General features: G+C 73.4%; 15 protein-coding genes. 9 read left to right on the top strand and 6 right to left on the bottom strand.

The window, feature by feature from the left end; all coding sequences use genetic code 11:
- Window positions 1-136: 136 nt before the first annotated feature.
- A complete protein-coding gene (locus tag Csp2054_RS04735; protein ID WP_096898158.1) occupies window positions 137-1468 on the bottom strand; it encodes an MATE family efflux transporter in 1332 nt (443 codons plus the stop codon).
- Window positions 1469-1679: 211 nt separating this feature from the next.
- Here Csp2054_RS04735 and Csp2054_RS04740 point away from each other — a divergent pair, with 211 nt between their 5' ends.
- On the top strand, window positions 1680-2342 hold the full coding sequence (locus Csp2054_RS04740; protein ID WP_176491560.1) for a GAP family protein: 663 nt from the start codon (window positions 1680-1682) through the stop codon (window positions 2340-2342).
- Between the two features lie 125 nt (window positions 2343-2467).
- Here the strand turns inward: Csp2054_RS04740 and Csp2054_RS04745 are convergent, their stop codons facing one another.
- On the bottom strand, window positions 2468-3805 hold the full coding sequence (locus Csp2054_RS04745) for a uracil-xanthine permease family protein (protein WP_096898160.1): 1338 nt from the start codon (window positions 3803-3805) through the stop codon (window positions 2468-2470).
- A 119-nt stretch (window positions 3806-3924) separates the two neighbouring features.
- Between Csp2054_RS04745 and Csp2054_RS04750 the strand changes: the two genes are divergently transcribed.
- Both Csp2054_RS04750 and Csp2054_RS04755 read left to right on the top strand, forming a co-directional pair.
- On the top strand, window positions 3925-5889 hold the full coding sequence (locus Csp2054_RS04750; RefSeq protein ID WP_096898161.1) for a M13 family metallopeptidase: 1965 nt from the start codon (window positions 3925-3927) through the stop codon (window positions 5887-5889).
- A 179-nt stretch (window positions 5890-6068) separates the two neighbouring features.
- The gene (locus tag Csp2054_RS04755) at window positions 6069-6836 is read left to right on the top strand and encodes a serine hydrolase (protein ID WP_255252610.1); all 768 of its coding nucleotides are present in this window, start codon (window positions 6069-6071) and stop codon (window positions 6834-6836) included.
- Between the two features lie 34 nt (window positions 6837-6870).
- Here Csp2054_RS04755 and Csp2054_RS04760 read toward each other — a convergent pair whose 3' ends face one another.
- Both Csp2054_RS04760 and Csp2054_RS04765 read right to left on the bottom strand, forming a co-directional pair.
- Window positions 6871-7284: a GNAT family N-acetyltransferase gene (locus tag Csp2054_RS04760; RefSeq protein ID WP_096898163.1), complete on the bottom strand. Its 414-nt coding sequence runs from the start codon at window positions 7282-7284 to the stop codon at window positions 6871-6873.
- A gap of 43 nt (window positions 7285-7327) precedes the next feature.
- Complete coding sequence (locus Csp2054_RS04765) at window positions 7328-8011, bottom strand: DUF4232 domain-containing protein (protein ID WP_096898164.1); 684 nt, start codon at window positions 8009-8011, stop codon at window positions 7328-7330.
- A gap of 120 nt (window positions 8012-8131) precedes the next feature.
- On the opposite strand from Csp2054_RS04765, the gene Csp2054_RS04770 reads away from it, so the two are divergent.
- Window positions 8132-8404, top strand: a complete 273-nt coding sequence (locus Csp2054_RS04770; protein ID WP_096898165.1) for a hypothetical protein — start codon at window positions 8132-8134, stop codon at window positions 8402-8404.
- A gap of 5 nt (window positions 8405-8409) precedes the next feature.
- On the opposite strand, the gene Csp2054_RS04775 is transcribed toward Csp2054_RS04770, so the two are convergent.
- On the bottom strand, window positions 8410-8841 hold the full coding sequence (locus tag Csp2054_RS04775; protein ID WP_255252622.1) for an NUDIX hydrolase: 432 nt from the start codon (window positions 8839-8841) through the stop codon (window positions 8410-8412).
- A complete protein-coding gene (locus tag Csp2054_RS04780; RefSeq protein WP_096898166.1) occupies window positions 8838-10166 on the bottom strand; it encodes a glutamyl-tRNA reductase in 1329 nt (442 codons plus the stop codon). The genes Csp2054_RS04775 and Csp2054_RS04780 overlap by 4 nt, the downstream gene beginning before the upstream one ends.
- An 88-nt stretch (window positions 10167-10254) precedes the next feature.
- Between Csp2054_RS04780 and hemE the strand changes: the two genes are divergently transcribed.
- The 5 genes from hemE to Csp2054_RS04805 all read left to right on the top strand — a co-directional run bounded on the left by hemE (window position 10255) and on the right by Csp2054_RS04805 (window position 13863).
- Window positions 10255-11373, top strand: a complete 1119-nt coding sequence (gene hemE, locus Csp2054_RS04785) for a uroporphyrinogen decarboxylase (RefSeq protein WP_255252611.1) — start codon at window positions 10255-10257, stop codon at window positions 11371-11373.
- On the top strand, window positions 11370-12767 hold the full coding sequence (locus Csp2054_RS04790) for a protoporphyrinogen/coproporphyrinogen oxidase (protein WP_255252612.1): 1398 nt from the start codon (window positions 11370-11372) through the stop codon (window positions 12765-12767). The genes hemE and Csp2054_RS04790 overlap by 4 nt, the downstream gene beginning before the upstream one ends.
- Window positions 12768-12866: 99 nt before the next feature.
- Complete coding sequence (locus tag Csp2054_RS04795; protein ID WP_096898168.1) at window positions 12867-13121, top strand: hypothetical protein; 255 nt, start codon at window positions 12867-12869, stop codon at window positions 13119-13121.
- The gene (locus tag Csp2054_RS04800; RefSeq protein WP_096898169.1) at window positions 13118-13576 is read left to right on the top strand and encodes a phage holin family protein; all 459 of its coding nucleotides are present in this window, start codon (window positions 13118-13120) and stop codon (window positions 13574-13576) included. Before Csp2054_RS04795 ends, Csp2054_RS04800 begins: the two co-directional genes overlap by 4 nt.
- A 56-nt stretch (window positions 13577-13632) precedes the next feature.
- Window positions 13633-13863 (top strand): hypothetical protein, encoded by a 231-nt coding sequence (locus Csp2054_RS04805; RefSeq protein ID WP_096898170.1) that lies wholly within the window; start codon window positions 13633-13635, stop codon window positions 13861-13863.
- Window positions 13864-13908: the final 45 nt, after the last annotated feature.

Consider the following 13908-nt stretch of genomic DNA (forward strand, 5'->3'; position numbering starts at 1 on the left):
TCCGCGAAAGCGACACTTCTGTCTGGCCCGTCCCGCGAAAGCGACAGTTTCCCGCTGCCGGGCGCCACGCATCTGTCGCTCCCGCGGAACACTCCCCGCCTCCGCCCGGACCACCGCGCCCGCCGCGCGGCACCGCTCAGCGCGCGAGTGCCGCCTCGACCCATCCCCGACGGTGTGCACGGACCCCGAGCGTCACCGCCCGGACCCCGATGTACCCGAGGGCGAACGCAGCCCACAGCCCCGCGAGCGTCCCGCCCACCCACCAGAGCAGCGGCAGGTACACCACGAGGTTCACCCCTCCCGCGACGGCCAGGTAGCGGGCGTCGCCCGCGCCGATGAGCACGCCGTCGAGGACGAACACGTACCCCGCCACCGGCATCCCCGCGGCGATCACGAGCAGGACGCCGGGCAACGCCTCCCGGACCCCCTCGGCGTCGGAGAACACCGGTGCGACCACCCCGCTCACGGCCGCGGTCAGGACGCCGAGGAGCACCCCGCCCGCGATCCCGAGCAGCACGAGCCGACCGGTCACGAGCCGCACCCGGTCGGGGTCCCGCGCCCCGAGACCGTGCCCGACCAGGGCCTGCCCGGCGATCGCGAGCGCGTCGAGGGCGAAGGCGAGCGTGGCGAACACGGTCAGCCCGACCTGGGTCGTCGCGAGGCCGGTCGTCCCCAGCCCCGCCGCCACCGAGACGGTCGCGAGCATGGCGACCCGGAGCGACGCCGTCCGCACGAACAGCCAGGCGCCCGACCGCAACGCCCGCACCACGCCCGAGGGCCCCGGCCGCAGCGGTGCTCCCGACGACCGGGCCGCCCGCACCGCGATCACGACGTACACGCCGGCCATCGCCCACTGCACGATCACGGTCCCGGCTGCCGACCCCTCCACGCCCCATCCGGCGCCGTAGATGAGCGCGGCGTTCAGGAGTCCGTTCGCAAGGAAGCCCACCGTCGCCACGACGAGCGGTGTGCGGGTGTCCTGCAGTCCACGGAGCAGCCCGGTCGACGCCGTCACCACCAGGATCGCCGGGAGTCCGAGGAGCGACAGCGTGAGGTAGGCGGTCGCAGCCTCCGCGACCGGACCCGCGGTGCCGAACGCCGACACGAGCGGCCCAGCCACCGGCCACCCGACGAGCGCGAGCACGACACCGAGCACGAGCGCGAGCCACATCCCGTCGATGCCCGCGTGCACGGCGCCGCGACGGTCGCCGGCCCCGAGCGCCCGTGCCACGGCCGGGGTCGTGGAGTACGCGAGGAAGACGAGCAGCCCAGTGACCGTCTGCAGCACGGCGCTGGCGACCCCGACCGCCGCGAGGGGGGTCGCGCCGAGGTGCCCGACGAGCGCCGTGTCGGTCAGCAGGAAGAGCGGTTCGACGACCAGCGCGCCGAGCGCCGGCACCGCCAGCCGGAGGATGTCCCGGTCGACCGCGCGCCGGTCGGCGTGCGCGGAGAGGGTCGGTCGGGGCACCGACCCATTCTGTCGGCGATGCGGAGCGGCCGCGACGCGGCATCGGTGACCGCCTGCGGACCGCGGGTCGCGGGTCGCGGGGCGGAGGCGATCCGGGCCTCCCGTCCGACCGCGCTGACCACCGACTGTGCTGGACGACCGGCCGCGCTGACCACCGGCCGCGCTGACCACCGGCCGCGCTGACCACCGGCAGCCGGACTACGCTCCGAGCGTGGACATCGCCGCACTGGTGCCGGCCGCGGTCGGCATCGCGCTGAGCCCGCTCCCGATCGCCTCGGTCGTGTTCCTGCTCGGCCACCGCCGCGGGTACGGGTCGGCAGTCGCGTGCGCCCTCGGATGGATGGCCGCCGTGGCCGTGGCCCTCGTCGTCGCGGTCGCGGTCGGCGAGCAGCTCCCGCCCGCGACCGACGACGGACCGCCCGTGCAGGCGATCGTCGCGCTCGTGGCTGCGGCGGTGCTCCTCGTCCTCGCGGGGTGGCAGTGGACGCGCCGTCGGCTGCCGGACGGATCACCGGCGAGCACCCGGTGGGCCGACGCGATGGAGGCGCTCGGCCCGGGCCGGGCGTTCCTGCTGGGTGCGCTGCTGTTCCTCAGCCCGAAGTCGGTGGTCCTGGCGCTCGCCGCGGGCCTCACCCTCGGCGACGAGGACCCGGCCGCCCTGCAGACCCTCGTGGTCGGGGCGCTGTTCGTGCTGGCCTCGGGTGCCGTGGTGTCGCTGCCCGTCCTGCTGGCCGTGGCCCTCGGTCGGCGTGCCGAACGGCCGCTCCGCACGATGCGGTCGTGGATCGCCGAGTGGGGGGCGCGCGCCCTCGTCGTCGTCCTGGTCGTCCTCGCTGTGGTGCAACTCGTCATCGGCGTGACCGAGCTGCGCTGACCGGAGGGGCTGATGACGGGCCGGCCGGGAGGCACGGCTCGACCCGCTCGGTCGGCCGACGTGACGAGACGGCCGGTCTCGGCAGCGGTTGGTCCGGTCGACGCGCGGCTCAGCCGACGCGCGGCTCAACCGACGCGCGGCTCAGCCGGCACCGCCCCGGTCGCGGCGTGCGCCTCGTCCGACGCCGCGGGCGTCGCCGGATCCGTCCCGCGGGCACGGCCGATCAGGTCCATCAGGTGGTAGACCACGATCGCGGCGACCGTGCCGACGATGATCCCGCCGAAGCTCGCACCGCCGAACGAGAACGTGAAGTCGGCGATGCCCATGATGAGGGCGATGCCGGCCGTGAGCTGGTTCTTCGGCTTCGCGAAGTCGACGCGGTTCTCGACCCAGATCCGGATGCCGATGACACCGATCAGGCCGTAGAGCGCCGTGGTCGCACCACCGAGGACCCCCGCCGGCACCGACGAGATGATGACCCCGATCTTCGGCGAGAGCCCGAGCAGGACCGCGACGATCGCCGCGACCCAGTACGCGGCCGTCGAGAAGACCCGGGTGGCGGCCATCACCCCGATGTTCTCGCCGTAGGTTGTCGTCGCGGACCCGCCGCCGATGCCCGCCAGCACGGTCGAGACGCCGTCCGCGAAGAGTGCCCGACCGGTCAGCGGGGCGAGGTCGCGTCCGGTGAGCTGTCCGACGCCCTTGACGTGCCCGACGTTCTCGGCGACCAGGGCCAGGACGACCGGCACGAAGCCGAGGTAGATCGCCAGCTGGCCGGCGTCGAACGCGGGGGCCGTGAACGTCGGCAGCCCGATCAGCGGCGCGTCGGCGACCTTCGAGAAGTCGACCTCGCCGGCGATCACCGCCGCGAGGTACCCGACCGCGACACCGATCACGATGGACAGCCGCCCGACGAGCCCCTTGAACAGCACCGTGACGAGGATGATCGTCAACAGGGTGATCAGCGCGATGAGCGGCGCCTTGACGAAGTTGTCCCGGGCCGCCGGGGCGAGGTTGAAGCCGATGAGCGCGACGATGGCGCCGGAGACCACCGGTGGCATCAGCCGGTCGATCCAACCGGCACCCGCCAGGTGCACCACGAGCCCGACGACCGCGAGCAGCGCACCGACGACGATGATGCCGGACAGCGCGAGCGGGATCCCCCCGATCTTCGTCGCGGCACCGATCGGGGCGAGGAACGCGAACGACGACCCCAGGTAGCTCGGCAGCCGGTTGCCCGTGATGAGCAGGAACAGGATGGTCCCGATGCCGCTGAACAGCAGGGTCGTCGACGGCGGGAAGCCCGTGATCAGGGGCACGAGGAACGTCGCACCGAACATCGCGACCACGTGCTGGACACCGAGGCCGATCGTGCGACCCCAGCCGAGCCGTTCGTCCGGCGCCACGATCGTCGTCGCCGACACGGTCCGGCCGTCACCGTGCAGCTTCCAAGGGAGTCCCATGCAGACGACGGTAGCGGCACGACGCTGCCGGTGACGACCTGTCCACAGGCCCGATCGCGCTGTCCACAGCCCCCCGGGACCGACACCGCTCGCATGGGTCCGGTGGCTATCGTGGACCCATGACCGACGTCGCAAGCACCTCAGGCATCCACACCGACGAGCTCGACGCGTCGGTCCGACCGCAGGACGACCTCTACCGGCACGTCAACGGCTCGTGGGTCGACGCGACGCCGATCCCCGACGACAAGGCCCGGTACGGCTCGTTCACCATCCTGGCCGAGGCCGCCGAGCTCGCCGTGCGCGACATCGTCGAGCGCTCGCAGCAGGCCGCGCCGGGCACCGAGGAGCGCAAGGTCGGCGACCTCTACACCTCGTTCGTCGACGAGGAGCGGCTCGAGGCGCTCGGCACCGAGCCCATCGAGCCGCTGCTCGCCGAGGTCGACGCGGTCGACTCCGTCGAGGACCTCGTCCGGATGGTCGGCCGGTTCGAGCGACTGGGCCTGCCGAGCTTCCTCCAGCTCTTCGTCGACAACGACCCGGGCGACCCCGAGTCGTACGTCGTGTTCCTCGAGCAGAGCGGCCTCGGCCTGCCCGACGAGTCGTACTACCGCGAGGAGCGCTTCGCCGACATCCGGGCGAAGTACCGCGAGTTCGTCGCCGCGATGTTCCCCCTCGCCGGCTTCGACGACGGCGCCGAGCGCACCGACGACGTCATCGGTCTCGAGACCGCGATCGCAGCCGAGCACTGGGACAACGTCACCACTCGTGACAGCCAGAAGACGTACAACAAGCTGCCCTGGGCCGAGGTCGCGGCGCTGGCCGAGGGCGTCGACCTCCGCACGTGGTGGGAGTCCATCGACGCCCCCGCCGGCGCGTTCGACACCGTGGTGGTGCGCGAGCCGTCGTTCATCACCGGCCTGACCCGTCTGCTGCGGGAACACCCGCTGCGGGTGTGGAAGGACTGGCTCCGTTGGCAGGTGGTCCGCGGGTCCGCGGCGTACCTCACGAGCGCCTTCTCGGCCACGAACTTCTCGTTCTACGGCACGGCGCTCACCGGCGCGCCGAAGCAGCGCGAGCGCTGGAAGCGCGGTGTCTCGCTCGTCGAGGGCGCGATGGGCGAGGCCGTCGGACGCATCTACGTGCAGGAGCACTTCGACGAGACCTCGAAGGCGGCCATGGACGACCTGGTCGCCAACCTCGTCGAGGCCTACCGCCGGAGCATCACGGCGCTCGACTGGATGACCGACGAGACCCGTGCGCGTGCCCTCGACAAGCTCGACAAGTTCACGCCGAAGATCGGGTACCCGGTCACGTGGCGGGACTACTCGGCGCTGCAGGTCTCGCCCGACGACCTCATCGGCAACGTCCGCGCGGTCGCGAGCTTCCAGGTCGACCGCGAGCTCGGCAAGATCGGCAAGCCCATCGACCGCGACGAGTGGTTCATGACGCCGCAGACCATCAACGCGTACTACAACCCCGGCTTCAACGAGATCGTCTTCCCCGCGGCGATCCTGCAGTTCCCGTTCTTCGACGCCGGCCGTGACGCCGCCGCCAACTACGGCGCGATCGGTGCCGTCATCGGTCACGAGATCGGGCACGGCTTCGACGACCAGGGCTCGCAGTACGACGGCGACGGGCGGCTGCAGAACTGGTGGACCGAGGCGGACCGGGCCGCGTTCGAGGAGCGGACGAAGGCCCTCATCGCCCAGTACGACGCGCTCGTGCCGACCGAGGTGCCGGACGGCCACGTCAACGGCGCGCTCACGATCGGCGAGAACATCGGCGACCTCGGCGGGCTCTCGATCGCGTGGAAGGCGTACCTGCTGTCCCTCGACGGCCAGGAGCCCCCGGTGGTCGACGGCCTGTCCGGCGCGGAGCGCTTCTTCCTGAGCTGGGCGCAGGCGTGGCGGATGGCGATCCGCCCGGAGGAGGCAGCCCGCCTGCTCAGCATCGACCCGCACTCGCCGAACGAGTTCCGGTGCAACCAGGTCGTCCGCAACATCGACGGCTTCTACGACACCTTCGGCGTGCAGGAGGGGGACGCCATGTACCTCGACCCCGCCGAGCGCGTCGCCATCTGGTGATGGTGGAGCCGGACGCGGCTCCGCCGTCCCGGCGTCGCCGCCAGGGCCAGGGTCACGGGAGCGGCGGGGACGGCAGTCGCGCTCGTGGTCGCCACCGCGGGGGCGGTGACGACCGGTTCGGGGCCACCCTGGAGGCACTGGGCACGTTGGCGCGCGAGGGTGCGGGGGTCAGCGCCTCCGTGATCGACACCTCGACGGGCAAGGCCCTGCTCGCGGTGGACGACACGCTCGTGCAGCCGGTCGCGAGCCTCGGTCGCGTCCTGCTCCTCATCGAGGTCGCGGCACAGCTCGAGGACGGCGGGCTGCACGGCGACCGGCTGCAGCGGATGGCGCGGGACACCGCGACCGGCGCCGGTCTCTGGCAGTTCCTGCAGGAGTCGACCATGCAGGTGTCCGACCTCGCGACCCTCGTCGGCGCCAGTGCCGACGCGTGGGCGATGAACGCGCTGCTGTCGACCGTCGGCATCGACGCGGTGCGGGAGCGTGCGGAGTCGCTCGGCATGGAGCGGACCGCCCTGATCGACCGGGTCCGCGACCGCCGGGGCCCGGACGACGCGCCGGACGCCTCCGTGGCGCCGACCGGGGAGCTGGCCTGGCTCCTCCGGGGACTCGCGCTCGGCGAGGTCGTCGACGAGGCCGTGTCGAACCGGGTGCTCGGCTGGCTGTCGCTCGCCAGCGACCTCTCGCTCGTCGCGGGCTCGTTCGGACTCGATCCGCTGGCGCACCGATCGCTCGACCACGGGTTGCAGGCGGTCGCCGTCACCGGTTCCTCGCTCGGCGTCCGGGCCGAGGCGGGGATCCTCCGCGGGCCGGGGTCGTCGGTCAGCTACGCCGTCACGGTGACGTTCGACGACGCCTCGCTGCAGCGCCGGCTCGCGGTGGTCGACGCCCTCCGGACGATGGGCACCGAGGTCCTCGAGGCCGTGCACGAGCCCGCCCGCCGCTGAGCGGACCAAGCGCCTGCGCCTCAGCCCCGACAGCTCAGCGCAGCAGCACGAACGACCGCAGCGCGCCGGGCTCGACGTCGTGCGCCTCGACGAACCCGCGCGACTCGTAGAACGCCCGCTGTCCGGCCTCGTCGTCCGTCAGCAGCACCGTCTGCCGGATCGTCGCGTACCGCCGCAGCACTGCGTCGAGGAGCCGACCGCCGACCCCGTGCCGCTGGGCGTCGGGACGGACCAGCAGGTCCTGGACGTACACGATCGTGACCCCGTCGGACACCGTCCGCACGAGCCCGACGACCGCCCCTGCCCGCCGTGCGACGAAGACCTCGTGCGAGCCGGCGACGGCAGCCGCGAGCGCGTCCGGGTCGCGGGTGCACGCGGACCACCCCACGGCTTCGTACAGCGGCAGCACCTCGTCGATCCCGGGCCGTTCCGCCTCGATGCTCAGCACCGGGTCATCCTCGCACGGCGGTCCGACGCGTCGGACGACCCGCTCAGTCGGCCGCCTGCCGCTCGGGCACGAGCGCCTGCACCGAGAGGATCGTGACCCCGGTGGACCGGCACGCGGTGTACTGCGTGACGGGCACGAAGAGCGAGGTCCTCGAGCCTGGGGGGTAGACCCGCAGGCCGTCGGGGGAGGTCGGGTCGCACGTCGCCGCGGGGTAGTTCCCCGCGCGGGTGATCCGCAGTGGCGCGACCGCCTCCTGGCCGCTCGCGAGGGTGACGGTCGGGTGAGCCGCGGTGCGGTCCTCCGCCGCGGCGTTGCCGAGCTGCGTCCCGTTCGTGTCCCCGACGAAGGACACACCCGGCCACCCCTGCAGCGTGCACCGTCCCGATCCGGTGTTGCGCAGGACGAGGTGGACGTAGACACTCCCCGCGGCGCCTCCGCTGCCGGCCTGCACGCTGCCGGCGAGGTCCCCCGTGACGCACCGTGCCGGTCCTGCCGCGCCGGTGCCGCTGCTGGACGGAGCGTCGCCGTCAGGACGCGTACCGCTGCTCGGCGTCGCCGACGGTGCGTCCGTCGGTGCGCCGGACGAGGTCGATGTCGGGGCCGCGGTCACGGTCCGGGTGGCGGTCGCGGTCGGCGTCGTGACGCCCCCGCTGGAACAGCCGGCCAGGACCCCGACGACGAGCACGCCGACGGCCACGGCCCCGGAGATGGTACGCGAGCGGTACATGCCGCAAGGCAACCACCGCACCCTGCGACCGGACTCGGTCAGCGTCCAGCCACCCCGAGCACACTCGCGCTCAACGGGCGTGGACCACCGCGCCACCGACCACGGACGACGGAGACCGCCATGACGGACAAGCACGAGCAGGCACGCGGCGACGAGGGACGCGCGGACGGCGTCGAGACGCACGCCGGGGCCTACACCGACAGCGACATCCCCGGCGACGAGCACGTGACGAGCACCGAGCCGGTCGGGGAGTACGTCGAGAGCGACATCCCGGGCGAGCAGCGACCCACCCCGGACGGCGAGCAGGGCGAGTACGTCGACAGCCAGATCCCCGGTGAGGCCGAGCCGCAGACCGACGGCGAGGTCGGCCACTACGTCGACAAGGACGAGTAGCCCGCTCAGTCCACCAGCCCGGCGGCCACGAGCCGCCGCAGGGTCTCGACGCCCGCGGGCGGACACCGGTCCGCGTCCGCGGACGTGACCCACTCCACCGCGTCCACCTCCGACGAGGCGACCGGCGAGGCGGAGTCCGCCGTGCCTCCCGGCCGGACCGTGAAGAGCGTCATCGCGACCATCGTGCCCGGCGCCTGCCCGTGGGCCGGTTCGAGCACGGTGCCGAACAGCTCGACGTCCTCGGGACCGAGGCGCAGCGCGATCTCCTCCCGTGCCTCGCGCAGGACCGCCCGGAGGTCGGTCTCGTCCGGCTCGGCCTTGCCGCCGGGCAGGTAGAGGACGTCGCGACCGCGGGCGCGCACCATGAGCACGCGGCGGTCACGCACGAGCAGCAGCGCGCTGACGCGCAGTGTCGCGGGTCCGGACGGGGAGCTCAGCTCGCGTCCGCCGCGTCGGTGCGGTCGGCGTCGGTGCCGGTCAGCGGCGTGCCGGCGCGCTCCGCGAGCGGCACGATCGGGGACGGCACCTGCGCCGCCTCGTCGGGACGGACGCCGAAGAGGGCGTCGAGCGCACCCACGAACTCGTCGCCGCGACCGGCGCGGCCGAGCTCGCGGGCGCGGACGGACGGGCGGTGCAGGAGCACGCCGACCAGGTGTCGGAGCGCCCGCTCGGTCTGCTCGGCTGCTGCCGGGTCGCCGTCGCTGCGGCGCTTCGCCCGGTCGATCTCGTCGTCGAGGATGTCGAACACGTGCTTGCGGAACGCGACGAGGGCCGGAGTGGTCGACTGCTCGCGGGCCTGCTCCCGGAAGCGCGACACCGCGTCGTCCACCATCGCCCGGGCCTCGGACTCGGCGTTCAGCTCGTTGATCGGCGCGTGGATGCTGATGGTCTCGAGGTCGAGCAGCTCGACACCGTCGACCCCGGCCGCGGCGGGGTCGACGTTGCGCGGGAGTCCCAGGTCGATGACGATGCGGCGGACACCGTCGTCGAGGTCGGCGGGCGCGACGACCGGCGTCTCGCTCGACGTGCAGGTGATGACGACGTCGCTGCGTCCGATGGCCGTGCGGAGGTCGTGGGCGGCGACGAGGTCGTGCTTCGCCGCGAACCAGGCGGCCCGACCCGACGGCGAGAAGACCTGGATGTCGGCGGCGCCGCGGTCACGGAGTGCGGCGATCGTCGTCGCGGCGTAGCTGCCCGTGCCGACCAGGAGCACGCGGGTGCGCGACCACTCGGTGATCCGGGACGACGCGAGCTCCAGTCCGAGGCGGACGAGCGAGCGGCCGGCGGCACCGATGCGGGTGCGCGTCTTGACGCCGCGGGAGGTGTGCGCGGCTTCCTGGAAGAGCCGCTCGAGGTCCGAGGTGGTGGTGCCGTTGGCGCGGGCGTCCTCGAGGGAGCGCCGGACCTGGCCGGAGATCTCGGTCTCGCCGACGACGACGGACTCGAGGCCGCTCGAGACGGCGAACAGGTGCTGGACGACGTCACCACCGCCGAGCACACGGACGGAGTCGCGGAGCTCCGTGGGGGAGAGGTCACTGGCGGCGGCGACGGCGTCGACGGTGGCCGAGACGGCGGAGTCGCGGTCGTCCCCCGCGATGTCGAGGTAGGCCTCGAAGCGGTTGCAGGTGGCGAGGACGACGGCTCCGTCCAACACGTCGGAGTCGGTCACGAGCCGGCTCGCGGCGGTCGGTGCGCCGATGCTCAGTCGCTCCAGGAGATCGAAGCTGGCGTTGCGGTGCGACGCCGTGAGACAGATGAGCACGTCTTCCATCGTAACCCGCGTTCGCTCGGAGGCGCGTTCGCTGATCGCGTGCTCAGGCACCCCTCGGCGCCGATGGGAGAATCATCCGGTGACCGACGCCACCACCTCCGCGCTGCCCGACGCCCACCCCCTCGTGTCGGGGCGGACCGCGGGCTCCCCGCTCGTGCGGGCGCTGCGCGGCGACCGGCCGGACACCCTGCCGGTGTGGTTCATGCGGCAGGCCGGGCGGTCGTTGCCGGAGTACCGCGACCTCCGGGTCGGCACCGCGATGCTCGACGCCTGCCTCGACCCCGCGATGGCCTCCGAGATCACCCTGCAGCCGGTCCGCCGGCACGGGGTGGACGCGGGCATCTTCTTCAGCGACATCGTCGTCCCGATCAAGCTCGCCGGGGTCGACGTCGAGATCGTCCCCGGGCGCGGGCCGGTGCTCGGTTCCCCCGTCCGCACCGCCGCCGACGTGGAGGCCCTGACCGCGCTCGACCCGACGTCGCTCGCCCCGATCACCGAGGCGGTCGCCCGGACGGTGGCCGAGCTGGGTGACACCCCGCTGATCGGCTTCGCCGGGGCCCCGTTCACCCTGGCTGCCTACCTGGTCGAGGGCGGCCCGTCGAAGGACCACATCCGCGCCCGCACCCTCATGCACGCCGACCCGGAGACCTGGGCGCGCCTGCTCGACTGGGCGGCCGACGTCTCGGGGGCGTTCCTCCGGGCCCAGGTGACCGCCGGGGCCTCGGCGGCGCAGCTCTTCGACTCGTGGGTCGGATCGCTCTCGCGCGCCGACTACCTCGCCCACGTCGCACCGCACTCGGCGCGGGCGCTGTCGCACGTGTCCGACCTGGGCGTCCCGCGCATCCACTTCGGCGTGGGCAGCGGCGAGGTGCTGCACGACATGACGACCCTCGGCGGGGACACGGTCGTGGTGGACGGCGTCGGCGTCGACTGGCGGATCCCGCTCGACGAGGCGGTGCGCCGGGTCGGGACCGACGTCACCGTGCAGGGCAACATCGACCCCGCGATGCTCTCCGCGCCGTGGTCGGTGCTCGAGGACCACGTGCGTGACGTCGTCCGTCGCGGCGGTGCGGCACGGGCGCACGTGGTGAACCTCGGCCACGGAGTCCCGCCGGAGACCGACCCCGACGTCATCAGCCGGGTCGTCGAGCTCGTGCACGCCCTCGGCGACGGTCGGACGGTGGGGGAGCCGGCGTGACCGACGTCGTCGTGGTCGGCGGCGGGGTCGCCGGTCTCGTCGCGGCCCGCGACCTCGCGAAGGGCGGGGCGCACGTCGTCCTCGTGGAGGCGTCGAGCGTGCTCGGCGGCATGGTCCGTCGGCACACCGTCGCGGGGATCGACCTCGACATGGCGGCCGACTCGTTCGCGACGAGGAACGACGCCGTGGAGCGGCTCGCGATCGAACTCGGCCTGGGGAACGAGATCGTGTCCCCGGACGCCCGCGGCGCGTGGCTGATGACCCGCGACGGCCGGACCGCGCCGATCCCCGCGACGGGGCTGCTGGGGATCCCGGGCAGTCCGATGGCCGCCGACGTGCTCGCCGTGATCGGGCAGAAGGCCGGCCTCCGGGCGCAGATGGACTCCCTGCTGCCGGCACCGGTCGGGGCGCGGGCCGCGTCGCTCGGCGAGCTCGTCCGTCGGCGGATGGGCGAGCGGGTGCTCGACGACCTGGTGGTCCCGATCGCCGGTGGCGTGCACTCGACCCACCCGGACGAGCTCGACCCGGACCGCGTCGCACCCGGCCTGCGCGCCGCACTGCTGCGCGACGGGTCACTCGCCCGTGCCGTGCTGTCCCTGCGCGGCCGCGCCGCGGCGGGGTCGGCGGTGCAGGGCATCCGTGGCGGGATCGTCCGGATCGTCGACGAGCTCGTGGCGGACACCGAGACCTACCGGGTCGACGTCCGGCTGCACACCCGGGCGACCGCGATCGAGCCGCACGCCGTCGAGGTGGTCGGACCGGACGGCACGACCGAGCGGCTGCCCGCGCAGCACGTCCTCGCCTCGACGCCCGACCCGCAGCGCCCGGAACCCGCCCGCCGGACCGGCATCGAACTCGTCACGCTCGTCGTCGACGAGCCCGCACTCGACGCCGCGCCCCGCGGGACCGGGATGCTCGTGCACCCGGAGGCCGACGGTGTCGCCGCGAAGGCGCTGACGCACGCGACCGCGAAGTGGCCGTGGCTCGCCGAGGCCGCCGACGGGGCGCACGTGCTCCGGCTCTCCTACGCGACGCGAGCCGAGCGTCCCGGACCCGAGCGACCCGGACCCGCGCGACCCGGAGCCGAGCGACCCGGGCCCGCGCGACCCGAGGACGGGGCGGCGGACGTGACGGAGCCGGGGACGAGCCTCCCGGTCGACCCGCACGACCCCGTCGGCGCGCGTGCCCTCCGCGACGCGACCACCCTGCTCGGCCTGCCCCTCGGCCCGAGCGCCGTGCGCGGTGCCGCCCGCGTCCGCTGGACGGGCCCCGACACGGTCGCCGCCGGCCTCGCCGAGGGCGTCACCGGCATCGGCGAGGCGTCCTCCGGCCGCGGCCTCGCAGGCATCGTGGCCGCCTCCCGAGCGGCCGCTGAACGCATCCTGGGTTCCTGAGCGGACCCCCGGCCGCTCGAGGGCTACTGTTGGGGAGACCGCCGGACGTATTCCGCTCGGCGCATGACCACGCACACTGACCCAACGGAGGATTCGCACATGCGAGGGAAGCTCCTGTTCGTCGCCGGCGCCGCACTCGGGTACGTCCTGGGATCGCGAGCCGGACGGGCGCGGTACGAGCAGATCAAGACCGTCAGCGGCAAGATCTGGAACAGCAACGGCGTCCAGAAGGGCGTCCACCAGGCCGAGGAGTTCATCGCGGACAAGACCCCGGACGTCGCGGAGTTCGTCGGCGAGCAGACCAAGAAGGTCGTCCGCAAGGTCGGGCAGAAGAAGGACAGCAAGACCTCATGACCGACACCCGCGACCGCAAGCCGCGTTCGCTGTTCGGTCTGGTCGGCGACCTGCCCCGGCTCGTCAAGGAGCTGGTGACGGGCGAGCTGAACCTCCTCAAGGCCGAGATGCTCGGGAAGGCGAAGATCTTCGCCCTCGCGGCCGGCCTCCTGATCGCGGCGCTCGTCATCGTCCTGTACGCGATCGGCGTCCTGCTCACCGCCGCCGTGATGGGCCTTGCGACCGTGATGCCGGCGTGGCTCGCGGCGCTGGTCGTCGCGTTCGTCATGCTCGTCGTCGCCGCGATCCTGGGACTCGTGGGGTGGAAGCGCTTCAAGAAGGGCCTGCCGCTCACGCCCAAGCGCACGATCGCGAGTGTCAAGAACGACGTCGACGCGGTGAAGGGCATGGGCAAGAAGCCCACGCCGCCGACCCGCTACGCGACCCGCCGACCCGACGTCGACGGCCGGTTCTGACCGCCGTGTCCAGCACCACCACCCCTGACGCCCGCCCCATCCGTGACGGAGGAACCGTGACCGATCAGCACGACGACCTGGCCGACCGCGTCGCGGCGACCCGCGCGCAGCTGTTCGACACCCTCGACGCGATCGAGGACAAGCTCAACCTGCCGAAGCAGCTCGGCATCGCCGCCGCCAAGGTCAAGCAGCGGGCCGACGAGAACCCGGTGCCGTACCTGGCGGGGCTCGCAGCCGGCGTGGCGGTGGTCGGGGGTATCGTCGTAGCGGTGCTCCGACGGCGTTGACCGGCCGGCGGGTGTCCGCCCGGTCGGGTGCAGTCTCGGAGCGCA

The organism is Curtobacterium sp. 'Ferrero' (assembly GCF_002412165.1).
GTDB lineage: Bacteria > Actinomycetota > Actinomycetes > Actinomycetales > Microbacteriaceae > Curtobacterium.